This window comes from Streptomyces sp. NPDC017202 (assembly GCF_044331705.1).
GTDB lineage: Bacteria > Actinomycetota > Actinomycetes > Streptomycetales > Streptomycetaceae > Streptomyces.
Window position 1 is genome coordinate 200,784 of record NZ_JBIRNP010000002.1, and the last position, 19,003, is coordinate 219,786.

Here is a 19,003-nt window from a genome sequence, read left to right on the forward strand (position 1 = left end):
GATCTTTCGATGTCCTGTCGTCGATGCTAGGTCCCGAGGGGTGCCCGCGGGGGCCGTGCACCCCCGGTCCTCCCCTGACCGATCCCTGAGAGAACCCCGAGGCGGCGCCTCCCCTGCCGGGCGGAGACACTCAGCCCTCCGGCGGCGAGAACACCACCAGGACCCGCAGGTCCTCGCTGATGTGGTGGAACTTGTGGGCCACTCCGGCCGGCACGTACACGACGCTTCCGCGCGCGACCTGGGTGGTCTCCAGACCGACCGTGAGGGAGGCGCGTCCGCTCACGACGAAGTAGACCTCGTCCTGGTTGTGCGGGTTCTGTGGGTCGTGGGCTCCGGCATCGAGTGCGTAGAGGCCGACCGACATGTTCCGTTCGCGCAGGAATTGCAGGTAGGCGCCGTCGTTGGCGGCTCTCTCCGCCTCCAGTTCATCCAACCGGAATGCCTTCATCGCCCTCGTCCGCCCTCCTGGTCGATCAGTTCTGCCACGATCAGACACATGAAGAATTTCGTAGTCAAGACGATCGCCAACGCAGGCGCCCTGGCGGTCGCCGTCTGGCTGCTCGACAAGATCACACTGACCGGTGCCGGCACGGGCGAGAAGGTCGGCACCCTGATCGTGGTGGCGCTGCTGTTCGGCCTGGTCAACTTCTTGGTCAAGCCCGTCGTGAAGGTGCTGACCTTCCCCCTCTTCATCCTCACGCTCGGCCTGATAACCCTGGTCGTGAACGCTCTGATGCTGCTGCTCACCTCGTGGCTGGCCGACCAACTCGACGTCAGCTTCCACGTGGAGGGTTTCTGGACCGCGGTCCTGGGCGGTCTGATCATCTCCGTCGTCTCCTGGGCGCTCAACGTCGTCCTGCCCGACGAGGACTGAGCACACGATGGGGTATCGCGTCTGCTTCGTCTGCACCGGCAACATCTGCCGCTCCCCGATGGCCGAGGCCGTCTTCCGCGCACGTGTCGCGGAGGCCGGCCTCGATGACCTGGTCGAGGTCGACAGCGCCGGCACGGGCGACTGGCACGTGGGCGAGGAGGCCGACCCTCGCGCCGTCTCCGTCCTGGAGGAGAACGGCTACGCCGTCGAGCACACGGCCCGCGTGTTCGAACGGTCCTGGTTCGCCCGTCTGGACCTCGTGATCGCTCTGGACGCCGGACACCTCAGGGCCCTGCGCCGCCTCGCCCCGACCGACGAGGACGCCCGGAAGGTCCGGCTGCTGCGCGCGTACGACCCCGCCGCCGCCGACCTGGACGTTCCCGACCCGTACTACGGCGACCGGGGCGGCTTCGAGGAGTGCCTGCAGATGGTGGAGGGGGCGAGCGTGGGCCTGCTCGCCGCGGTTCGCGCGGACGTGGAAGGACGAACGGCATGAGTGACTCCATCGCGGCCGGGGGTGTCGTCGCAGGCTCCGGTGAGGGCACGCGCGCGGTGCGGGCGGGTCTTCCGGAGCCGGTCAAGCACGAACCGACCCTGCCGGGACCGGTGTTCGCCGCGCACTTCCACCTGCCCGGCGAGCCCACGGGGCCGTACACCTACGGCCGTGACGAGAACCCCACCTGGACGCATCTGGAGCGCGCCGTCGGCGAGCTGGAGATGCCGGGGCGGGAGGGCGTGGAGACGCTCGTGTTCGCCTCCGGCATGGCGGCGATCTCGTCCGTGCTCTTCTCCCAGCTGCGCACCGGGGACACCGTGGTCCTGCCCAGCGACGGCTATCAGGCGCTCCCCCTGGTCCGCGCCCAGCTTGAGGCGTACGGCATCGAGGTGCGCACCGCGCCGACCGGTGGCGACGCCCAGCTCGGCGCCCTCGACGGGGCGAAGCTGCTGTGGATCGAGTCCCCGTCGAACCCGGGTCTGGACGTGTGCGACATCCGGCGTCTCGTGGAGGCGGCACACGCGCGCGGCGTCCTGGTGGCCGTCGACAACACACTGGCGACACCGCTCGGACAGCGCCCGCTGGAGCTGGGCGCCGACTTCTCGGTGGCGAGCGGCACCAAGCAGCTCACCGGTCACGGCGACGTCCTTCTCGGCTACGTCACCGGACGCTCCGGTGAGCCGATGACCGCCGTGCGGCGCTGGCGCAAGATCGTCGGGGCGATTCCGGGACCCATGGAGGCCTGGCTCGCGCACCGGTCGATCGCCACGCTGCAGATGCGGGTGGACCGGCAGAGTTCCACCGCGCTGGCCGTGGCCCGGGTACTGCGGGGGAGGCCCGAGGTGACCGGCCTGCGGTACCCGGGGCTGCCGGACGATCCGTCGCACCAGGTGGCCTCGCGGCAGATGCGGCGCTACGGGTGCGTCGTCTCCTTCACGCTGCCCACGCGTGCGCGTGCCGAGCGTTTCCTCGACAGGCTGCGGCTCGTGGACGACGCGACGAGCTTCGGCGGGGTGCGCTCCACCGCCGAGCGCCGTGGGCGCTGGGGAGGGGACGCGGTGCCCGAGGGCTTCATCCGGCTGTCGGTCGGCGCCGAGGACCCGGAGGATCTGGTGGCGGACGTGCTGCGCGCGCTGGAGGAGTCGTCGCGATGACCGGCTGACGGATGACCGCCGTGCGCCCCGCACCGTACAGAGGACGGTCCGAGCCTCCCCCCTCGTGGCTCGGACCGTCAGCGGTTCCGCGCGCGAAGAACCGTGCGAAGAACCGTGCGAAACAGGCTAGTTGACTCAGTGTCAGTGTCCAATCACCGTAGCGACAGAGACCTATCGACTTATTTATAGTTGGGTCCTGCCTCAAGCCTGGAAGAAAGGCAGGGAGGGGAGCGCGCACCATGGATCTGGGCTTGCTGCGCACCTTCGTGACCGTGCACCGGGCCGGTTCCTTCACCCGCGCCGCCGCCCTGCTGGGCCTGTCCCAGCCGGCCGTCACCTCCCAGATCCGCACCCTGGAGAGACAGCTCGGCCGACCCCTGTTCCTGCGCCAGGCCCGCGGTGTGACGCCGACGAGCATCGGGGACGAGCTCGCCCACAAGGCCGCCCCGCACCTCGACGCCCTCGTGGAGATCACCGAGACCGGCCTGGACGACGAGTCCTCCCTACGGACCCTGCACCTCGCCGGGCCACCCGAGTTCACCGCCGAACGGGCCCTTCCCGCCCTCGCCGGGCTGACCGGCGAGGGCGGACAGGGGCTCACCCTGCGTGCCTCCTTCGGAACCGCCGAGGAGGTTCTGGACGGACTGGCAGCCGGTCACCACGACCTCGCCATCACCACGTCCCGGCCGCGCGGCGCCCTGCTCAGCGCCACCCCGCTGTGCGACGAGGAGCACGTCCTGATCGCCGCGCCGGGCAGAGTCGGGCTGGTCGGCACCGAGAAGCCGTACAGGGCGGAGGCTGCCACCCTGGAAGGTCTTCCCGTGGTCGAGGTCCATGAGTCGCTGCCCTTCGTCTCCCGCTACTGGGCGTCCGTCTTCGACTCCCGGCCCGCGGCCACCGGCGCTGTCATCGTCCCCGACCTGCGCGCCGTCCTGGCCTGTGTGACCGCGGGCGCGGGTCTGGGGGTACTGCCCCGCTATCTGTGCGCGGCCGCTCTGGACCGCAGGGACGTCGTCGAACTGCACCGTCCACCGGTGCCGCCGTTGCGGACCTACGTTCTGGTGGTGCGCACCGGCACGCTGGCGATACCGCTGATCGCACGGGCACACGACTGGCTCCTGAGGGCGGCGACCGACTGGTGCTGAACCCACTCGTCCAGGCATGACGGAACGGGCTCACGTGGTGACGATGCGGGATGTTTCACGTGGAACCAGCCGGGCCACATTCCTCCCATGACCGTCCGACCTGTGGTCAAGCGCACCGCACGTGCCGTTCTGCTGGACGGCGACGACCTGATCCTGATCAAACGCAGCAAGCCCGGCCTTGATCCGTACTGGGTCACACCGGGTGGCGGAGTCGAGCCCGAGGACACGACCGTCGTCGACGCCCTGCACCGTGAGGTGTACGAGGAACTCGGCGCCAAGATCACCGACGTCGTCCCCTGCTTCGTCGACACCGTCGAGCACATCGGTGAGGACGGCGGCGCGACCGGCGTGAAGGTACAGCACTTCTTCGTCTGCCGGCTGGAGTCCATGGACCCCGCCCTGCGGCACGGCCCCGAGATCGACGAACCCGTCGGGGAGTACGAGATCGTCCACGTGCCGTTCACCCGGGTCGGCATCGCCTCCGTCCACCTCGTCCCACTGTCTCTGCGGCACTACCTCGACGGCAACATCGAGGGAGTACGCGCCATGCACGCGCCCGACCTGGGGTGAGGACCTGGGTTCCAGGTCAGCTTCCGCCGGCCGCCCGGACTGCCGACAGGTTGCCTACGCCCCAGGTGTTTCACGTGAAACGACGCCTGGCTGTCCACACGTTGTGCAGTGGGCCACGGGTTGGCCAAAAGCGCATACGACTGCGGGAAACAGGTGGACGTCAGAGGTGCCGGTCGGACAGCCTGACCTGCGTGCCGACTCCTTCCCTCGCCGCTCTCCCCATCCGCCGTCTGACGCACCGTGACCTCATCGCCTGCGCCGACTTGTCCGAGGACAGGGGGTGGCCCCGCGAGGAACACAAGTGGGGCTTCCTCCTCACCGCCGGAAAGGGTTATGGAATCGACGACCCGGACGGGGGCCTCGTCAGCGCCTGCGTGGTCACCGAGTACGGCCCTCATGGCCAACCGGCCTTCGGTGCCGTCGGCATGGTGCTGGTCGCTGAACGGTATGCCCGGCAAGGTGTCGGTCGCCGGCTCATGCGGCACATCGCCTCCGTGATGGGCACGACGCCGCTGACGCTGCACGCGACGCCGAACGGCCGTCCGCTGTACGAGGAGCTGGGGTTCAAGGCCACGGGCCACGCCGAGATGGTGGCCGGCCGCTTCACGCCCGGCGGGCCGGGACCCGGCGTCATGACGCGTGCGGCCACGGCGGAGGACCTCACCACGATCCTCCGCCTGGACGAGGAGGTGTTCGGCGCCGACCGCACCCCCGTGATCGCCCGGCTGCCCGCCTTCGCCGACCAGGTACGGGTCGCCGAGGACGGCGGCCGGATCGTCGGCTACGCGGCTGCCTGGCCCAACATGGACACCCATGTCGTGGGACCGCTGATCGCCCGCGACACCGAAACGGCGAAAGCGCTCCTGGCGTCCCTGGCCGAGCATTCCGACCGGCCGCTGCGCACCGACATCGACGTCCGGCACGAGGAGCTGCTGGCCTGGGTCAAGGAGCGGGGCCTGTCATCGGTCACCTTCAACACCGTCATGACTTGCGGCTTCAACGAACTGCCCGGCGACTGGAGACGGCGGTTCGCTCCACTCACGGTGGCAGCCGGCTGAGGCGGGGGGACGCGAAAGCCGGTGTCCGAGATGCCTCGGACACCGGCGTGCATCCACATTCCGGAAGGGCGCAGGCCCCCTTCATGAAGAGGCAGAGGTCAGGCCAGCGCCTCCACGGCCGCGGTGGCGAAGCCGTGGTCTTGCTCCGGCGCACCACCACCTACACCCACAGCCCCGATCAGGCGTCCGTCGCGGTGGACCGGCACGCCGCCCGCGATGAACAGCAGCGGCCTGTCGAGCGCGGTGGGCAGGGTGTGGAACAGACCGCCGGGCTGGACCGCGTCGACGAGGTCGGCGGTGGGGGCGTTCAACTGGAGCGCCGTGTAGGCCTTGCGTGTGCTCGTCTCGCCGGAGACCAGCACCGCGCGGTCGTCCCGGCGGAAGGCCAGCAGGTGACCACCCGCGTCCAGGACGGTGACGCTGACCGTGACCCCGGCGGCTTCAGCCGCGCGGCGGGCGGCCGTGAGGAGGACGTCGGCATCCTGGACGGTCAGGGGCGCGAAGGCGGTGCTGGTGGTCATGGGGGACTTTCTCCTCGGGGGTGTATCTCCCGCGGAATTCCCGAAGGGCATTCCGCGCGGGCATTTCTCAGGAAGGCGGTGAATCGAGAGGTGTGGGAACGGCCCTGGCTCCGCACCGTGGAGCGGCTCAGTGACGAACGGCTGTCGGCTGTTCGGCCGGGGTCCGTCCGGTGACGACGACACTGGCGGTGCTGTCGCGGCGCTCCAGCGCGGCCGACACGAGGGCGAGAGCAAGAGCCGCCGCGGCAAGGGCAGCGCCGACCCAGTTCGGGGCGGTGTAACCGAGACCCGCGGCGATGACAAGGCCGCCGAGCCAGGCGGAGAGGGCGTTCCCCAGGTTGAAGGCACCGATGTTCACCGCCGAGGCGAGCGTCGGAGCACCGTGCGCCTGGTCGAGGACGCGCTTCTGGAGCGGCGGGACCGTGGCGAAGCCAAGGGCACCGATCAGGACGATCGTGACGGCCGCGAGGACCTTGTTGTGCGCGGTGAGGGTGAAGAGGGCCAGGACGACCGCCAGGCTGCCGAGGGAGACGTACAGCATCGGCATCACAGCGCGGTCGGCGTACTTGCCGCCGACGAGGTTGCCGCCGACCATGCCGAGCCCGAAGAGGACGAGCAGCCAGGTGACAGAGCCCTCGGCGAAGCCCGCGACGTGGGTCATCATCGGCGCGATGTAGGTGATGGCCGCGAAGACACCGCCGAAGCCCAGGACGGTCATCGCCATGGCGAGCAGGACCTGTGTGTTCCTGAACGCGGCCAGTTCGTGTCGCAGGCGCACGCCCTCCGCGCGGGGCAGTTCGGGCACCAGCCTGGCGATGCCCGCCAGTCCGAGGACGCCGAGAAGGGCAACGATCCCGAAGGTCACGCGCCAGCCGACGGTCTGCCCGACGAGCGTGCCCGACGGTACGCCGACGACGTTGGCGACGGTGAGACCCGTGAACATCATCGCGATGGCGCCGGCCTTCTTGTCCGGGGCGACCAGGTCCGCCGCGACGACCGAGCCGATGCCGAAGAACGCGCCGTGGGCGAGCGAGGCGACGACCCGGCCGATCAGCATGACGGCGAAAGCCGGGGCGACGGCCGACAGGAGGTTGCCGACGACGAACAAGCCCATCAGCAGCATCAGCATCCGTTTGCGGGACACCTTGGTGCCGAGGACGGTCATCAGCGGGGCACCGAGCACGACGCCGAGCGCGTAACCGGTCACCAGGAAGCCGGCCGTGGGAATGGAGACACCGAAGTCGCCTGCGACCTCGGGCAGCAAGCCCATGATCACGAACTCGGTCGTGCCGATGCCGAAGGCCCCGATCGCGAGGGCCAGTAGCGCGAGAGGCATGGTGGGGAAACCTTCCAGACGATTGCGGGAGCTCTTAGCGTGCATCAACAATAGTTGCAGACGCGGGCTACACGCAACCGCAGTCTATTGCGGCATTGCTCTATCCTGGGATTCAGCCGCACCGGGACGGAGGAGAACACCCATGACTGCGACGGACCCCGCACTCACCGCTCTCGCTCAGGGCTGGTGCGCCCTCTCCCTGCTTCACGGCAGGATCGAGGCCCACATCGAGCGCGCTCTCCAGGCCCGGCACGACCTGAGCGTGCGCGAGTACTCCCTCCTCGACGTGCTCAGCCGCCAGCACGACGGCGACGGGGGACACCTGCAGATGAAGCAGGTCGCCGACGCTGTCGTCCTCAGCCAGAGCGCCACCACCCGACTGGTCACCCGCCTCGAGGACCGTGGCCTGCTCGAGCGGTACCTGTGCCCCACCGACCGCCGCGGCATCTACACGAACGTCACCGAGGCAGGTATGAAGCTGCTGGACGAGGCCCGCCCCACCAATGACGCAGCCCTTCGCAAGGCCCTCGACGAGGCGGCGAAGAACCCGGAACTGGCTCCGCTGGTCCGGGTCGTGGAGTCCCTGAAGGCGCCCGCAGCTGCATAGGGTGCGGCCATGGGAGATCTTGAAATACGCACTGCCGTGGCCGAGGACATTCCCGCGATCGTCGACATGCTCGCGGACGACCCTCTGGGTGCGCGGCGTGAGTCGCCGGACGACCTCATCCCTTACCTGAGCGCGCTGGAGCGAATCAGCGCCGATGCGAACCAGCGCCTGGTGGTGGCCGTGCGCGAGGGACGTGTCGTGGGCACCCTCCAACTGACGATCGTGCCCGGTCTCTCCCGGCGCGGGGCGACCAGGTCGATCATCGAGGGCGTACGTGTCCACGCCGACGAGCGCGGCGGCGGCCTTGGTACCCGGTTCATCGAGTGGGCGATCGAGGAATCCCGGCGGGAGGACTGCCGGCTGGTCCAGCTGACCTCCGACAGTGCGCGCACCGACGCCCACCGCTTCTACGAGCGGTTGGGTTTCGAGGCCTCGCACGTCGGTTTCAAGCTCCAGCTCTGAACGGCGCAGGTCAGGGACCGGATCTCACACGGACAAGGTGTCGTGTTTCACGTGAAACACGACACCTTGTCTCCCTCCGTAGAGCGTTGCGGTCTTCCGTTCGGATCAGGCCGGACCGCGCGAGCCCGGCATGATCCGAACGGGAGGCCCTAGCCGATCCCCCGCCACCCCTCCGCGTCCACGCCGCCGGGCACCTCGGCCTCATCGTCGTACGGTCGGCGGGTGAACACGAACGATCCGAGGTCGAGATGGTCCACGGTGTCGTCCGGTCGCCGTACGGGCCGCAGAGTCTCGCCGGCGAAGTACCCCTCCAGGCCCGACCACGTCCCGTCACCGTTCGGACGGAACCGCGAGCGTCGCCCACCGCCGGAAAGCGGCCCGAGCGAGACGTGACCGTCAGCGGTGACCCGCAGGGCGAACGGACTGGTCCCCCAGTACCACTGGCCCGCCAGCTCCAGAACGGACCGATCGATGTCCCGCAGCGGCCGCCAGGGCTCGGGGGTCCGCGGCTCGGCCTCGGCCACGATGCGTACGAGGTCGGCGGCCACCTGAGTCACCATCGGGCCCGACGTGCAGTTGGCCAGGACCACAGCGGCGACGTCGTCGGCCACACTGATCGTGAGACCGGCCAGGAACCCTGGCACCGACCCCGAGTGCCCCACGAGCACCCTTCCGCCCAGGTTCTCGATCCGCATCCCGAGCCCGTACGTGCCACCGTCCGCGGGGTCGGTGACTTCGGCCGGCGCCGCGGGCGTTCGCATCTCCTTGAGGGTCTCCGCGCTCAGCACCCTGTCATCCCCCCGGACCAGGAAGGCGGCGAACCGCGCGAGATCACCGCTCGTGGACCAGAGCTGACCGGCCGCGGCCATCCGGCCGAAGTCCTCGGTGGGTTCGGGGAGCATCACGTCGGCCCACGGATGCACCGCCCAGCCACCCGCGTGGGGAGCGTTCGGCCGGACGCTCGTACGCTCAAGGCCCAAGGGTTCGAGCACTTCTCGCCGTAGCACCTCGTCCCACGGAGCACCGCGGAGTTGTTCGACGAGAGCGCCGAGGACGCTGTAGCCAGGGTTGGAGTAGTGGAAACGACGCCCCGGCGGGTGCAGGGCTGCCTGGTCACCAAGAACGTCGGAGAGGCGGGGACGCAGCGAGCCGGGAGTTCGCTCCCACCATGGGCCGGGCGACTCGGCCGCCAAGCCGCCCGTGTGCGCGAGAAGCTGGAGGACGGTCGCCTCCCCGGCGCCCGAGCCCGGAAGGTACTTCTCGACCGGGTCCTCGAGGTCGAGCACTCCTTCGTCGCGCAGCCGCAGCACGAGAACGGCGGTGAAGGTCTTGGTGATCGAGCCGATCCGGTACTGCACCGTCTCATCCGGAGCGTGCCCGTCGACCGAGGTCCGCGCCCCGTGCCACACGGCCCGCCCGTTCCGCACCACCGCGGCGACGAGTGAGGGCGCCCGCCCCTCGGACTGGGCCACGGCGATCCGGTGCAGCAGCGCCCGCCGGGTGCCGGGAAGCAGCTCTTCCAGAGGTGTCGTCATGGGCCCAGTCCACCCGGCGGCGCCGCCCGCGTCGAGCCCATTTCGCCGAGAGCACGGCAGGACCTCGCATCACGTGACATGTCGTTCTCAGCCGACCAGCGGATCCCTGGGGCGTCTCACGGGCTGTGATGCGGCTCGAATCTCAGCCTCGTGACATCTCTTCAGTTTTCACGCGCTTTGGTGAGGTTGCGTCGTCTCCACGCACCAGCGTCGGCCTGGCGCTATGGGCGGTAACGACCCGGGCCTTCGCCGCACGTCACCTGGAGATGCGGGCCTCGATGCCGTCGAGCAGGAAGTCCAGGCCGATCCGGAAGGTGTGGTCGGCGTCCAGATGGGCGGCATCGCGCACCACCGTGGCCAGCGCGGGGAATCGGCCGGTGGCGAAGGTCCGCTCCAGATAGGGCCCGAGTGAGGCCTGCCAACGCTTCTCGTCCATTCCGGTGGCCCGCTCGGCACGCCGCTCGGCGATCTCCCGACGCACCGCGCCGATCACGTACGCGTTGACTGCGGCGACCACCGGCATGACGGCGTCCACGTCGACGCCGTCCAGTGCGGCCACCACGGCCTCCCCACCGGCCAGCGCGTGCGGCCCGAGCTGGGGTCGGCCACCCAGTAGATCGGCGAGCCATTCGTGCTCGTGAGCGGCGTTCCGAGTGGCTTCGGCGAGAGACCGGAGCACCTCCCGCCAGCCGCCTCCGAGCGGCCGGATCTCGGCGTGGACGGCGTCGACCATCAGGTCGAGCAATTCCTCCTTGCCGGCGATGTAGCCGTACAGCCGCATCGGACGGACGTCCAGCGCGGTGGCGACCTTGCGCAGCGACACCGCGTCCAGGCCGCCCGCGTCGGCCAGCTGGATCGCCGCCCGCACGATCCGCTCCCGGCTCAACGGGGCCGGCACGGGTCGATTCGGTGGCTCCGGCCTCTCCCACACCAACATGCCGCCAACAGTACATCGCATCAGGCGATACAGTGTATCGGCCAATACGGTGTATCGAAAGGGAGGCAGTCATGACCATCGCCATCGTCGGAGCCGGCCTCGGCGGCCTGGTTCTCGCGCGTGTACTGCACACGAACGGTATCGACGCCGTCGTGTACGAACGCGAACCGTCACGCGACGCGCGCGGTCAGGGCGGCATGCTCGATCTGCACTCCGGGACCGGGCAGCGGGCGCTGCGCGAGGCCGGCCTGATCGACCAGTTCCACGCGATTGCCCGTCGCGCAGGGCAGGACATGCGTCTTCTCGAGCCGGACGGCACCCTGCTGCTCCAGGAGGACACGCCCGACGACGCCCCGCTCGAGCGGCCCGAGGTCGACCGTGCCGATCTACGTGACCTGCTGCTGGACTCTCTCCCCGAACACGTGATGCATTGGGGGCACGCGTTCCGATCCGCCGACAACGGGCTGCTGCACTTCGCCGACGGCAGCAGCGCGACGTATGACCTGCTGGTCGGCGCCGACGGTGCAAACTCCCGCGTCCGCGCGCGACTCACCGACGCCCAGCCGACGCACATAGGTCAAAACATCGTCGAGCTCGGCATTCCCGACATCGACCGCACCCACCCCGACCTCGCGACGATGGTCGGGCGCGGCAACTACTGGGTGCTCGGCGACGGACAGTCCTTGGCGGCGCAGCGCAACGGTGACGGCCGCGTACGCGTCTACCTCAGCTTCTACAACTCCGCCGAGGACTGGTTCGCAACCAGCGGGATCCCGTTCGACGAGCCGGCCGCCGCCCGGATGCGGCTGATCGACCTGTTCACCGGCTGGGACTCACGGTTCACCGCACTGATCGCCGCCTGCGACGACACGATCCTGCCACGGTCGATCACTACTCTCCCGGTCGGCCTGACCTGGCAGTCGACACCAGGCGTCACGCTGCTCGGCGACGCCGCCCACCTGATGCCGCCGGTGGGCCAGGGCGCCAACATGGCCCTGCTCGACGGCGCACTGCTCGGCCTCGCGCTGGCCGCGCACCCGGACGACTTCGCCACCGCCGTCAAAGAATATGAACGCGAGATGTTCGAACGCACCGGCGCCGCCGGCCGGCAGTCCGCACACATTCAGAAAATCCTGATGTCACCGGATGCCAGCCGGAAAATGCTGGCGTTCTTCCAGCCTGACGGAGTCCGGGACGCCACCGGCACGTGATCAGGTCTGCGCCATGTCCACGAAGCGCGAGTAGTGGCCCTGGAAGGCCACCGTGATCGTGGCCGTCGGGCCGTTACGGTGCTTGCCCACGATGATGTCCGCCTCGCCCGCGCGCGGCGACTCCTTCTCGTACGCGTCCTCGCGGTGCAGCAGGATCACCATGTCGGCGTCCTGCTCGATGGAGCCGGACTCACGCAGGTCGGACACCATCGGCTTCTTGTCCGTGCGCTGCTCGGGACCACGGTTGAGCTGGGAGAGCGCGATCACCGGGACCTCGAGCTCCTTGGCCAGGAGCTTGAGGTTACGGGACATGTCCGAGACCTCCTGCTGGCGGCTCTCGGAGCGTTTGGAGCCGCCGGCCTGCATCAGCTGGAGGTAGTCGATGATCACGAGCTTGATGTCGTTGCGCTGCTTGAGCCGTCGGCACTTCGCGCGGATCTCCATCATCGACAGGTTCGGCGAGTCGTCGATGTAGAGCGGCGCGGACGACACCTCGGGCATCCGGCGGGCCAGACGGGTCCAGTCCTCGTCCGTCATCGTGCCGGAGCGCATGTGGTGCAGGGCGACGCGGGCCTCGGCGGACAGCAGGCGCATCGCGATCTCGTTGCGCCCCATTTCCAGGGAGAAGATGACGCTGGGCAGGTTGTGCTTGATCGAGGCCGCGCGGGCGAAGTCGAGAGCGAGCGTGGACTTGCCCATGGCGGGCCGGGCGGCGATGACGATCATCTGGCCGGGATGCAGCCCGTTGGTGAGCGAGTCGAGGTCGGTGAAGCCCGTGGGCACACCGGTCATCTCGCCACTGCGCGAGCCGATCGCCTCGATCTCGTCGAGGGCGCCCTCCATGATGTCGCCGAGGGGGAGGTAGTCCTCGCTGGTGCGCTGCTCGGTGACGGCGTAGATCTCGGCCTGGGCACGGTTGACGATCTCGTCGACGTCGTCGTCGCCCGCGTATCCCATCTGGGTGATGCGGGTGCCGGCCTCGACCAGGCGGCGCAGGACCGCGCGCTCGTGCACGATCTCCGCGTAGTACTCGGCGTTCGCCGCCGTCGGCACGGTCTGGACGAGTGTGTGCAGATAGGAGGCACCGCCGACCTTGTTGATCTCGCCGCGCTTGGTGAGTTCGGCGGCGATCGTGATGGGGTCGGCCGGTTCGCCCTTGGCATAGACGTCGAGGACGGCCTGGTAGATCGTCTCGTGCGCCGGCTTGTAGAAGTCGTGGCCCTTCAGGATCTCGACGACGTCGGCGATGGCGTCCTTCGACAGGAGCATGCCACCGAGCACGGACTGCTCGGCGTCGAGGTCCTGCGGTGGCACCCGCTCGAAAGGCGTTCCGCCGCCGTCCCAATCGCCGCTGTCCCGGCCCCGGTCGTGCTGTTCGTCGCGTCCGCGGCCTCCGTCACGCCGACGGGAGGAAGGCAGACGATCACTGGGACCGCTGTCGGCCCACGGATCGTCCAAGGGCTCGGAAATGCTCAACCGAGCCACCTCCTCCCGTCCGCGGAGCGGACCTCGCCGCGCCCCTCATTTCTACGGCACGGCACTGACAACTAAGAGGCCCAACTCCGGTCCGAGCGCGTCGGTTTTGCGGGACTTTCACAGCCGAGGAACGGAGCGGGCGCCGGACCACGGTAGGCCCGACGGCGACCTCAGCCAATCTGGTTATCCACAGGCCATGTGGACGACGCCCCCGATGCTGTGGAGAACTGCTCAAAACCTGTGCACGACCCGGTGGACAGGCCTGTGAACAAGCCCTCTTCTTGTCCCGTGCGACCTCGCTGACCAGCATCTTTACCATCCACTGGCTGTGCAGAAGAAAAACTTCCCCAGTCGGATCACGTTCACAGCGAAGGGTGCAGGTAAGCACGCACAGTGAGTCACCAAGTAAGGGTCGTTAGCCAATTGCATCTCTTACCTGTGGACGATTAGATTGGTGGCCATGACACCGGCTCCCACGATCCCCAAGGCCACCCGGCGACAGCACGATCGGGAGATCGTCGCACTGGCCGTCCCGGCCTTCGGCGCGCTCGTCGCCGAGCCCCTCTTCGTCCTGGCCGACAGCGCCATCGTGGGCCACCTCGGCACCGCGCAGCTCGCCGGCCTCGGCGTGGCCTCCGCCCTGCTGACCACAGCCGTCAGCATCTTCGTCTTCCTCGCCTACGCCACCACGGCGGCCGTCGCCCGTCGCGTGGGCGCTGGTGATCTCCCGGCAGCCATCCGCCAGGGTATGGACGGGATCTGGCTGGCGCTGCTGCTCGGCGCAGCCGTGATCGCCTTCGTCCTCCCCTCCGCACCCTCCCTCGTGGAATTGTTCGGCGCCTCGGAGACGGCCGCCCCGTACGCGATCACCTACCTGCGCATCTCCGCACTGGGTATCCCCGCCATGCTGGTCGTCCTCGCCGCAACAGGCGTTCTGCGCGGACTCCAGAACACGAGGACGCCTCTCTACGTCGCCGTCGCCGGCTTCGTGGCCAACGCCCTTCTGAACGTCGGTCTCGTCTACGGCGCGGATCTCGGCATCGCCGGATCCGCCTGGGGCACCGTCACCGCCCAGTGCGGCATGGCGGCGGTCTACCTCGTCGTGGTGATCCGGGGGGCCCGCCGTCATGGCGCCTCGCTGCGCCCCGACGCCGCCGGCATCCGGGCGTCGGCCCAGGCGGGCGTGCCCCTGCTGATACGCACCCTGTCCCTGCGAGCCGTGCTGATGATCGCGACCGCTGTCGCCGCCCGCCTCGGTGACGCGGACATCGCCGCCCATCAGATCGTCCTGTCACTGTGGAGCCTGCTGGCCTTCGCCCTCGATGCCATCGCCATCGCCGGACAGGCGATCATCGGACGCTACCTCGGTGCCAACGACCCCCGCGGTGCCCGGGCCGTCTGCCGCCGCATGGTGGAGTGGGGCCTCGCCGTGGGTGTCGTACTGGCTCTGCTCGTGGTCCTGGCCCGGCCGTTGTTCCTGCCCCTGTTCACCGGGGACCCGGGGGTCAAGGACGCCGCGCTGCCCGCTCTGCTGGTGGTGGCCCTGTCCCAGCCGGTCTGTGCCGTCGTCTTCGTCCTGGACGGCGTACTGATGGGCGCGGGTGACGGCCCCTATCTGGCCTGGGCGATGGTTCTCACCTTGGCGGTCTTCGCTCCGGTCGCGCTGCTGGTTCCCACCCTCGGTGGCGGCCTCACCGCACTGTGGGGAGCCATGACCTTGATGATGGCGGTCCGGATGCTGACCCTCTGGCTGCGCACCCGCTCGGGGCGCTGGCTGGTCACTGGCGCGACCCGCTGATCGCGGCACACGAAACCGGCGTTTCACGTGAAACACCACCGTTCCGCTACCTGCGGATCGGCCGAGCATGCGGAAGGGGCCGCACCCTGGAGGGTGCGGCCCCTTCTCAGCTCTACAAGCCGAGCGCAGCGATCAGGCCGCGACGACCTCGAGGCTGACCTTGGCGGCAACCTCGGGGTGCAGACGCACGGACGTCTCGTGGGCGCCCAGGGTCTTGATCGGCGAACCGAGCTCGATGCGGCGCTTGTCGACCTCGGGGCCACCGGAAGCCTTGATCGCCGAGGCGATGTCGGCCGGGGTGACGGAGCCGAAGAGACGACCGGCGTCGCCGGAGCGAACGGCCAGGCGGACCTTGACGCCCTCAAGCTGGGCCTTCACAGCGTTGGCCTGCTCGATGGTCTGGATCTCGTGGATCTTGCGAGCACGACGGATCTGCTCGACGTCCTTCTCGCCGCCCTTGGTCCAGCGGATCGCAAAGTTCCGCGGGATCAGGTAGTTGCGAGCGTAGCCGTCCTTGACGTCGACGACGTCGCCCGCGGCACCGAGGCCGGAGACCTCGTGGGTGAGGATGATCTTCATTTTTCGGTCACCCTTCCCTTATCGCGCCTGGGCGGTGTAGGGCAGCAGCGCCATCTCACGGCTGTTCTTCACGGCCGTGGCGACGTCACGCTGGTGCTGCGTGCAGTTGCCGGTCACGCGGCGGGCACGGATCTTGCCGCGGTCGGAAATGAACTTCCGCAGCATGTTCGTGTCCTTGTAGTCCACGTACGTGACCTTGTCCTTGCAGAAAGCGCAGACCTTCTTCTTCGGCTTGCGCACAGGCGGCTTCGCCATGGTGATTCTCCTGTGTGATCAAGAAGTGGGGATACGACCCGCCTTCGGCCTGAACCGGCCCGGAGAACCGGGCCAGAAGGCCTAGAAGGGGGGCTCGTCCGAGTAGCCGCCGCCGGCACCGCCGCCGGAGTTTCCACCCCAGCCGCCGCCACCGCCGCCGCCCTGGTTGCCACCGGCGGGAGCGCTGGTCGCCCACGGGTCGTCGGCGGGAGCGCCGCCGCCCTGCTGACCGCCGCCGGGGCCACCGCCCCAGCCGCCGCCCTGGGCGCCACCGCCACCACCGCCGCCGAAGCCACCGCCGCCACCCTGGCCGCCGCGGCCGGTGGTCTTGGTGACCTTGGCCGTGGCATTGCGCAGGCTGGGGCCGACTTCCTCGACGTCCAGTTCGTAGACCGTGCGCTTGACGCCCTCGCGGTCCTCGTAGGACCGCTGCTTCAGCCGGCCCTGCACGAGGACGCGCATGCCTCGCTGGAGCGACTCGGCGACGTTCTCCGCCGCCTGACGCCAGACCGAGCAGGTCAGGAACAGGCTCTCGCCGTCCTTCCACTCGTTGGTCTGACGGTCGAAGGTGCGGGGAGTGGACGCGACACGGAACTTCGCGACCGCCGCACCGGAGGGGGTGAAGCGCAGCTCGGGGTCATCGACAAGATTGCCGATGACCGTGATGACGGTCTCGCCTGCCATGGGGGAACCTCTCGGCGGGTTTGCTGCTGCTGGCTGCTGGTGCTGCTACTCGAATCCCGAGACCAGTTGAGCGGGGAAGCTCAGTGGGTCTCGGGGCGGAGGACCTTGGTCCGGAGGACCGACTCGTTCAGGTTCATCTGGCGGTCGAGCTCCTTGACGACCGCAGGCTCGGCCTGCAGGTCGATGACCGAGTAGATGCCCTCGGGCTTCTTCTTGATCTCGTACGAGAGACGACGACGGCCCCAGGTGTCGACCTTCTCCACCTTTCCGTTGCCCTCACGGACGACGGAGAGGAAGTTCTCGATCAGCGGGGAGACAGCGCGCTCCTCGAGATCGGGGTCGAGGATGACCATCACTTCGTAGTGACGCATGTGGAACCCACCTCCTTTGGACTCAACGGCCACGGTCGTTCCGTGGCAGGAGGGTTGTGATGCGTACGCAACGGTATCGGCCGCCACTGACAATCGGGGTCGCGTAGCGACGTTCCCGCTCTGAGCTGGGCGGACTCCCTGGCTGTGCCTGGGCAGACACCGGTGCAGACGGTACAGACTACCTGCACACCGGCTTCCGGTTGAAATCCGGCCCCGGAGGCCGTCAGTCTGTACACGTCGGGTGTGTATGGCGCTACGATGCGCCGCTTTCCGCAGGAGGTGCCTCATGGCACAGGCATTGCGACCCAACACCGCCGGTTCTCTCCTCGCCACCGACGGCAGGCCCCATCCGCTCCAGGACACGCTCATGGCCGTCACCCTGGTCCTGGGCACGGTGGCCTTCGTCACGGCGATGTTCCACAGCCTCCACCTGCTCAGCTCGTGGGCCGGCCTGGTGGGGATCTTCACCGGCGCGTACGGACAGTGGATCTCCGAGACCACCCGTGAGCGCTTCGGCCTGATCCTGGGGCTCGGTGCCTCCGGCGTCGGCTTCTTCCTCGGCATGGCCCACGGCGGCCTCTTCGGCGGCCTCTGGTGACCTGACCGACGCCGGCCCGGCACCTCCCGCCGGTGTCGGCTTCCGGAGCCGCAGAGCACCGGCGGAACGCCCCGGCCGTCCACTGGCCGGGGCAAAGGTGCCGTACGCCCAGTCGGGGCGCTCGCACGGCGCAGTAGGCTTCGGCGCGAGAGCCGGAGCCCCTGTACCCATGGGGACACACCAGCCCGAGGAGCGCCCCGAATGAGCCTGACCCTGAGGACGATCAGCCGCGAGCAGCATCTGGCGTACATCCAGAGCCTGCCTGCGGCGAGCCACATGCAGGTTCCGGCCTGGGCAGACGTCAAGGCCGAGTGGCGGTCGGAGAGCCTCGGCTGGTTCGACGGCAGGACCGGTGAACTCGTCGGTGCCGGCCTCGTCCTCTACCGCCAGCTCCCCAAGATCAAGCGTTACCTCGCCTACCTGCCCGAAGGGCCGGTCATCAACTGGTACGCGCCGAATCTGACCGAGTGGCTGGAGCCGATGCTCGCGCACCTCAAGCATCAGGGCGCCTTCTCCGTGAAGATGGGTCCGCCGGTGATCATCCGGCGCTGGGAGGCCTCCTCCATCAAGGCGGGCATTCAGAACCCGGACGTGAAGCGGCTGCGGGACGTCGAGGCCGACTTCATCGAACCGCGGGCCTTCGAGGTGGCGGACAAGCTGCGGCGCATGGGCTGGCAGCAGGGTGAGGACGGCGGCGCCGGCTTCGGCGACGTCCAGCCGCGCTACGTCTACCAGGTGCCGCTGGCGAACCGTTCTCTCGAAGAGGTCCACAGGAACTTCAACCAGCTCTGGCGCCGCAACATCAAGAAGGCCGAGAAGGCCGGCGTCGAGGTCGTCCAGGGCGGCTACCACGACCTCGAGGAGTGGCAGCGGCTCTACGAGATCACGGCGGTGCGCGACCACTTCCGGCCACGCCCTCTGTCGTACTTCCAGCGCATGTGGACGGCCCTCAACACCGAGGACCCCAACCGCATGCGGCTGTACTTCGCCCGCCACAACGGCGTGAACCTCTCGGCGGCGACCATGCTGATCGTCGGCGGGCACGTCTGGTACTCCTACGGCGCCTCCGACAACATCGGCCGTGAGTTCCGGCCCTCGAACGCGATGCAGTGGCGGATGCTGCGCGACGCCTACGCACTCGGTGCGTCCGTGTACGACCTGCGCGGCATCTCCGACTCGCTCGACGAGTCGGACCACCTGTTCGGCCTGATCCAGTTCAAGGTCGGCACGGGCGGGCAGGCCGCCGAGTACCTGGGTGAGTGGGACTTCCCGCTGAACAAGCTGCTCCACAAGGCGCTCGACATCTACATGTCGCGCCGCTGATCACCCGTCAGCT

General features: G+C 68.9%; 22 protein-coding genes. 12 read left to right on the top strand and 10 right to left on the bottom strand.

The features are described from left to right. Positions 1 to 130: 130 nt before the first annotated feature. Entirely contained in the window at positions 131 to 448 is a 318-nt protein-coding gene (locus ACH4N1_RS05120; RefSeq protein ID WP_382781857.1) for a cupin domain-containing protein, read from the bottom strand. A gap of 48 nt (positions 449 to 496) precedes the next feature. Here ACH4N1_RS05120 and ACH4N1_RS05125 point away from each other — a divergent pair, with 48 nt between their 5' ends. The 6 genes from ACH4N1_RS05125 (at position 497) to ACH4N1_RS05150 (ending at position 5,297) form a co-directional block, all read left to right on the top strand. After that, entirely contained in the window at positions 497 to 874 is a 378-nt protein-coding gene (locus ACH4N1_RS05125) for a phage holin family protein (RefSeq protein ID WP_392242220.1), read from the top strand. 7 nt (positions 875 to 881) lie between these two features. Then, positions 882 to 1,370 carry a low molecular weight protein-tyrosine-phosphatase gene (locus ACH4N1_RS05130; RefSeq protein ID WP_398094602.1) on the top strand — a complete coding sequence of 163 codons (489 nt, stop codon included), beginning with the start codon at positions 882 to 884 and terminating at the stop codon, positions 1,368 to 1,370. Further along, positions 1,367 to 2,524, top strand: a complete 1,158-nt coding sequence (locus tag ACH4N1_RS05135; protein WP_398094603.1) for a cystathionine gamma-lyase — start codon at positions 1,367 to 1,369, stop codon at positions 2,522 to 2,524. Before ACH4N1_RS05130 ends, ACH4N1_RS05135 begins: the two co-directional genes overlap by 4 nt. A gap of 239 nt (positions 2,525 to 2,763) precedes the next feature. Further along, positions 2,764 to 3,669 (top strand): LysR family transcriptional regulator, encoded by a 906-nt coding sequence (locus ACH4N1_RS05140; protein ID WP_398094604.1) that lies wholly within the window; start codon positions 2,764 to 2,766, stop codon positions 3,667 to 3,669. Between the two features lie 87 nt (positions 3,670 to 3,756). Next, positions 3,757 to 4,239 carry an NUDIX hydrolase gene (locus tag ACH4N1_RS05145; protein WP_363092333.1) on the top strand — a complete coding sequence of 161 codons (483 nt, stop codon included), beginning with the start codon at positions 3,757 to 3,759 and terminating at the stop codon, positions 4,237 to 4,239. 191 nt (positions 4,240 to 4,430) lie between these two features. Further along, entirely contained in the window at positions 4,431 to 5,297 is an 867-nt protein-coding gene (locus tag ACH4N1_RS05150) for a GNAT family N-acetyltransferase (protein ID WP_398094607.1), read from the top strand. Positions 5,298 to 5,395: 98 nt separating this feature from the next. Here the strand turns inward: ACH4N1_RS05150 and ACH4N1_RS05155 are convergent, their stop codons facing one another. Continuing rightward, positions 5,396 to 5,818 (bottom strand): heme-binding protein, encoded by a 423-nt coding sequence (locus ACH4N1_RS05155; protein ID WP_398094608.1) that lies wholly within the window; start codon positions 5,816 to 5,818, stop codon positions 5,396 to 5,398. 127 nt (positions 5,819 to 5,945) lie between these two features. Beyond that, positions 5,946 to 7,154, bottom strand: coding sequence for an MFS transporter (locus ACH4N1_RS05160; RefSeq protein ID WP_398094610.1), 1,209 nt, complete (start codon positions 7,152 to 7,154; stop codon positions 5,946 to 5,948). Positions 7,155 to 7,296: 142 nt separating this feature from the next. Between ACH4N1_RS05160 and ACH4N1_RS05165 the strand changes: the two genes are divergently transcribed. Both ACH4N1_RS05165 and ACH4N1_RS05170 read left to right on the top strand, forming a co-directional pair. Next, positions 7,297 to 7,761 (top strand): MarR family winged helix-turn-helix transcriptional regulator, encoded by a 465-nt coding sequence (locus ACH4N1_RS05165; RefSeq protein ID WP_398094612.1) that lies wholly within the window; start codon positions 7,297 to 7,299, stop codon positions 7,759 to 7,761. A 9-nt stretch (positions 7,762 to 7,770) separates the two neighbouring features. Continuing rightward, a complete protein-coding gene (locus ACH4N1_RS05170; RefSeq protein ID WP_398094613.1) occupies positions 7,771 to 8,223 on the top strand; it encodes a GNAT family N-acetyltransferase in 453 nt (150 codons plus the stop codon). A gap of 149 nt (positions 8,224 to 8,372) precedes the next feature. On the opposite strand, the gene ACH4N1_RS05175 is transcribed toward ACH4N1_RS05170, so the two are convergent. Both ACH4N1_RS05175 and ACH4N1_RS05180 read right to left on the bottom strand, forming a co-directional pair. Next, positions 8,373 to 9,758: a serine hydrolase domain-containing protein gene (locus tag ACH4N1_RS05175; RefSeq protein ID WP_398094614.1), complete on the bottom strand. Its 1,386-nt coding sequence runs from the start codon at positions 9,756 to 9,758 to the stop codon at positions 8,373 to 8,375. Positions 9,759 to 10,014: 256 nt separating this feature from the next. After that, positions 10,015 to 10,695, bottom strand: coding sequence for a TetR/AcrR family transcriptional regulator (locus tag ACH4N1_RS05180; RefSeq protein WP_398094615.1), 681 nt, complete (start codon positions 10,693 to 10,695; stop codon positions 10,015 to 10,017). Between the two features lie 71 nt (positions 10,696 to 10,766). Between ACH4N1_RS05180 and ACH4N1_RS05185 the strand changes: the two genes are divergently transcribed. Beyond that, complete coding sequence (locus ACH4N1_RS05185) at positions 10,767 to 11,906, top strand: FAD-dependent oxidoreductase (RefSeq protein WP_398094616.1); 1,140 nt, start codon at positions 10,767 to 10,769, stop codon at positions 11,904 to 11,906. On the opposite strand, the gene dnaB is transcribed toward ACH4N1_RS05185, so the two are convergent. After that, positions 11,907 to 13,382, bottom strand: coding sequence for a replicative DNA helicase (gene dnaB, locus ACH4N1_RS05190; RefSeq protein WP_366058256.1), 1,476 nt, complete (start codon positions 13,380 to 13,382; stop codon positions 11,907 to 11,909). Positions 13,383 to 13,842: 460 nt separating this feature from the next. Between dnaB and ACH4N1_RS05195 the strand changes: the two genes are divergently transcribed. Further along, positions 13,843 to 15,180 (top strand): MATE family efflux transporter, encoded by a 1,338-nt coding sequence (locus ACH4N1_RS05195; protein ID WP_398094618.1) that lies wholly within the window; start codon positions 13,843 to 13,845, stop codon positions 15,178 to 15,180. Positions 15,181 to 15,312: 132 nt separating this feature from the next. Here the strand turns inward: ACH4N1_RS05195 and rplI are convergent, their stop codons facing one another. From rplI to rpsF, 4 genes are all read right to left on the bottom strand, one after another. Next, positions 15,313 to 15,759, bottom strand: a complete 447-nt coding sequence (gene rplI, locus ACH4N1_RS05200; RefSeq protein ID WP_363092325.1) for a 50S ribosomal protein L9 — start codon at positions 15,757 to 15,759, stop codon at positions 15,313 to 15,315. Between the two features lie 18 nt (positions 15,760 to 15,777). After that, entirely contained in the window at positions 15,778 to 16,014 is a 237-nt protein-coding gene (gene rpsR / locus ACH4N1_RS05205; RefSeq protein ID WP_020130672.1) for a 30S ribosomal protein S18, read from the bottom strand. 81 nt (positions 16,015 to 16,095) lie between these two features. Continuing rightward, positions 16,096 to 16,698: a single-stranded DNA-binding protein gene (locus ACH4N1_RS05210; protein ID WP_363092323.1), complete on the bottom strand. Its 603-nt coding sequence runs from the start codon at positions 16,696 to 16,698 to the stop codon at positions 16,096 to 16,098. Between the two features lie 80 nt (positions 16,699 to 16,778). After that, a complete protein-coding gene (gene rpsF / locus ACH4N1_RS05215) occupies positions 16,779 to 17,069 on the bottom strand; it encodes a 30S ribosomal protein S6 (protein ID WP_006604399.1) in 291 nt (96 codons plus the stop codon). 286 nt (positions 17,070 to 17,355) lie between these two features. Here rpsF and ACH4N1_RS05220 point away from each other — a divergent pair, with 286 nt between their 5' ends. Next, a complete protein-coding gene (locus ACH4N1_RS05220; RefSeq protein ID WP_366058261.1) occupies positions 17,356 to 17,667 on the top strand; it encodes a hypothetical protein in 312 nt (103 codons plus the stop codon). Positions 17,668 to 17,868: 201 nt separating this feature from the next. Continuing rightward, the gene (gene femX, locus ACH4N1_RS05225; RefSeq protein WP_363092320.1) at positions 17,869 to 18,990 is read left to right on the top strand and encodes a peptidoglycan bridge formation glycyltransferase FemX; all 1,122 of its coding nucleotides are present in this window, start codon (positions 17,869 to 17,871) and stop codon (positions 18,988 to 18,990) included. Positions 18,991 to 19,003 lie beyond the last annotated feature (13 nt).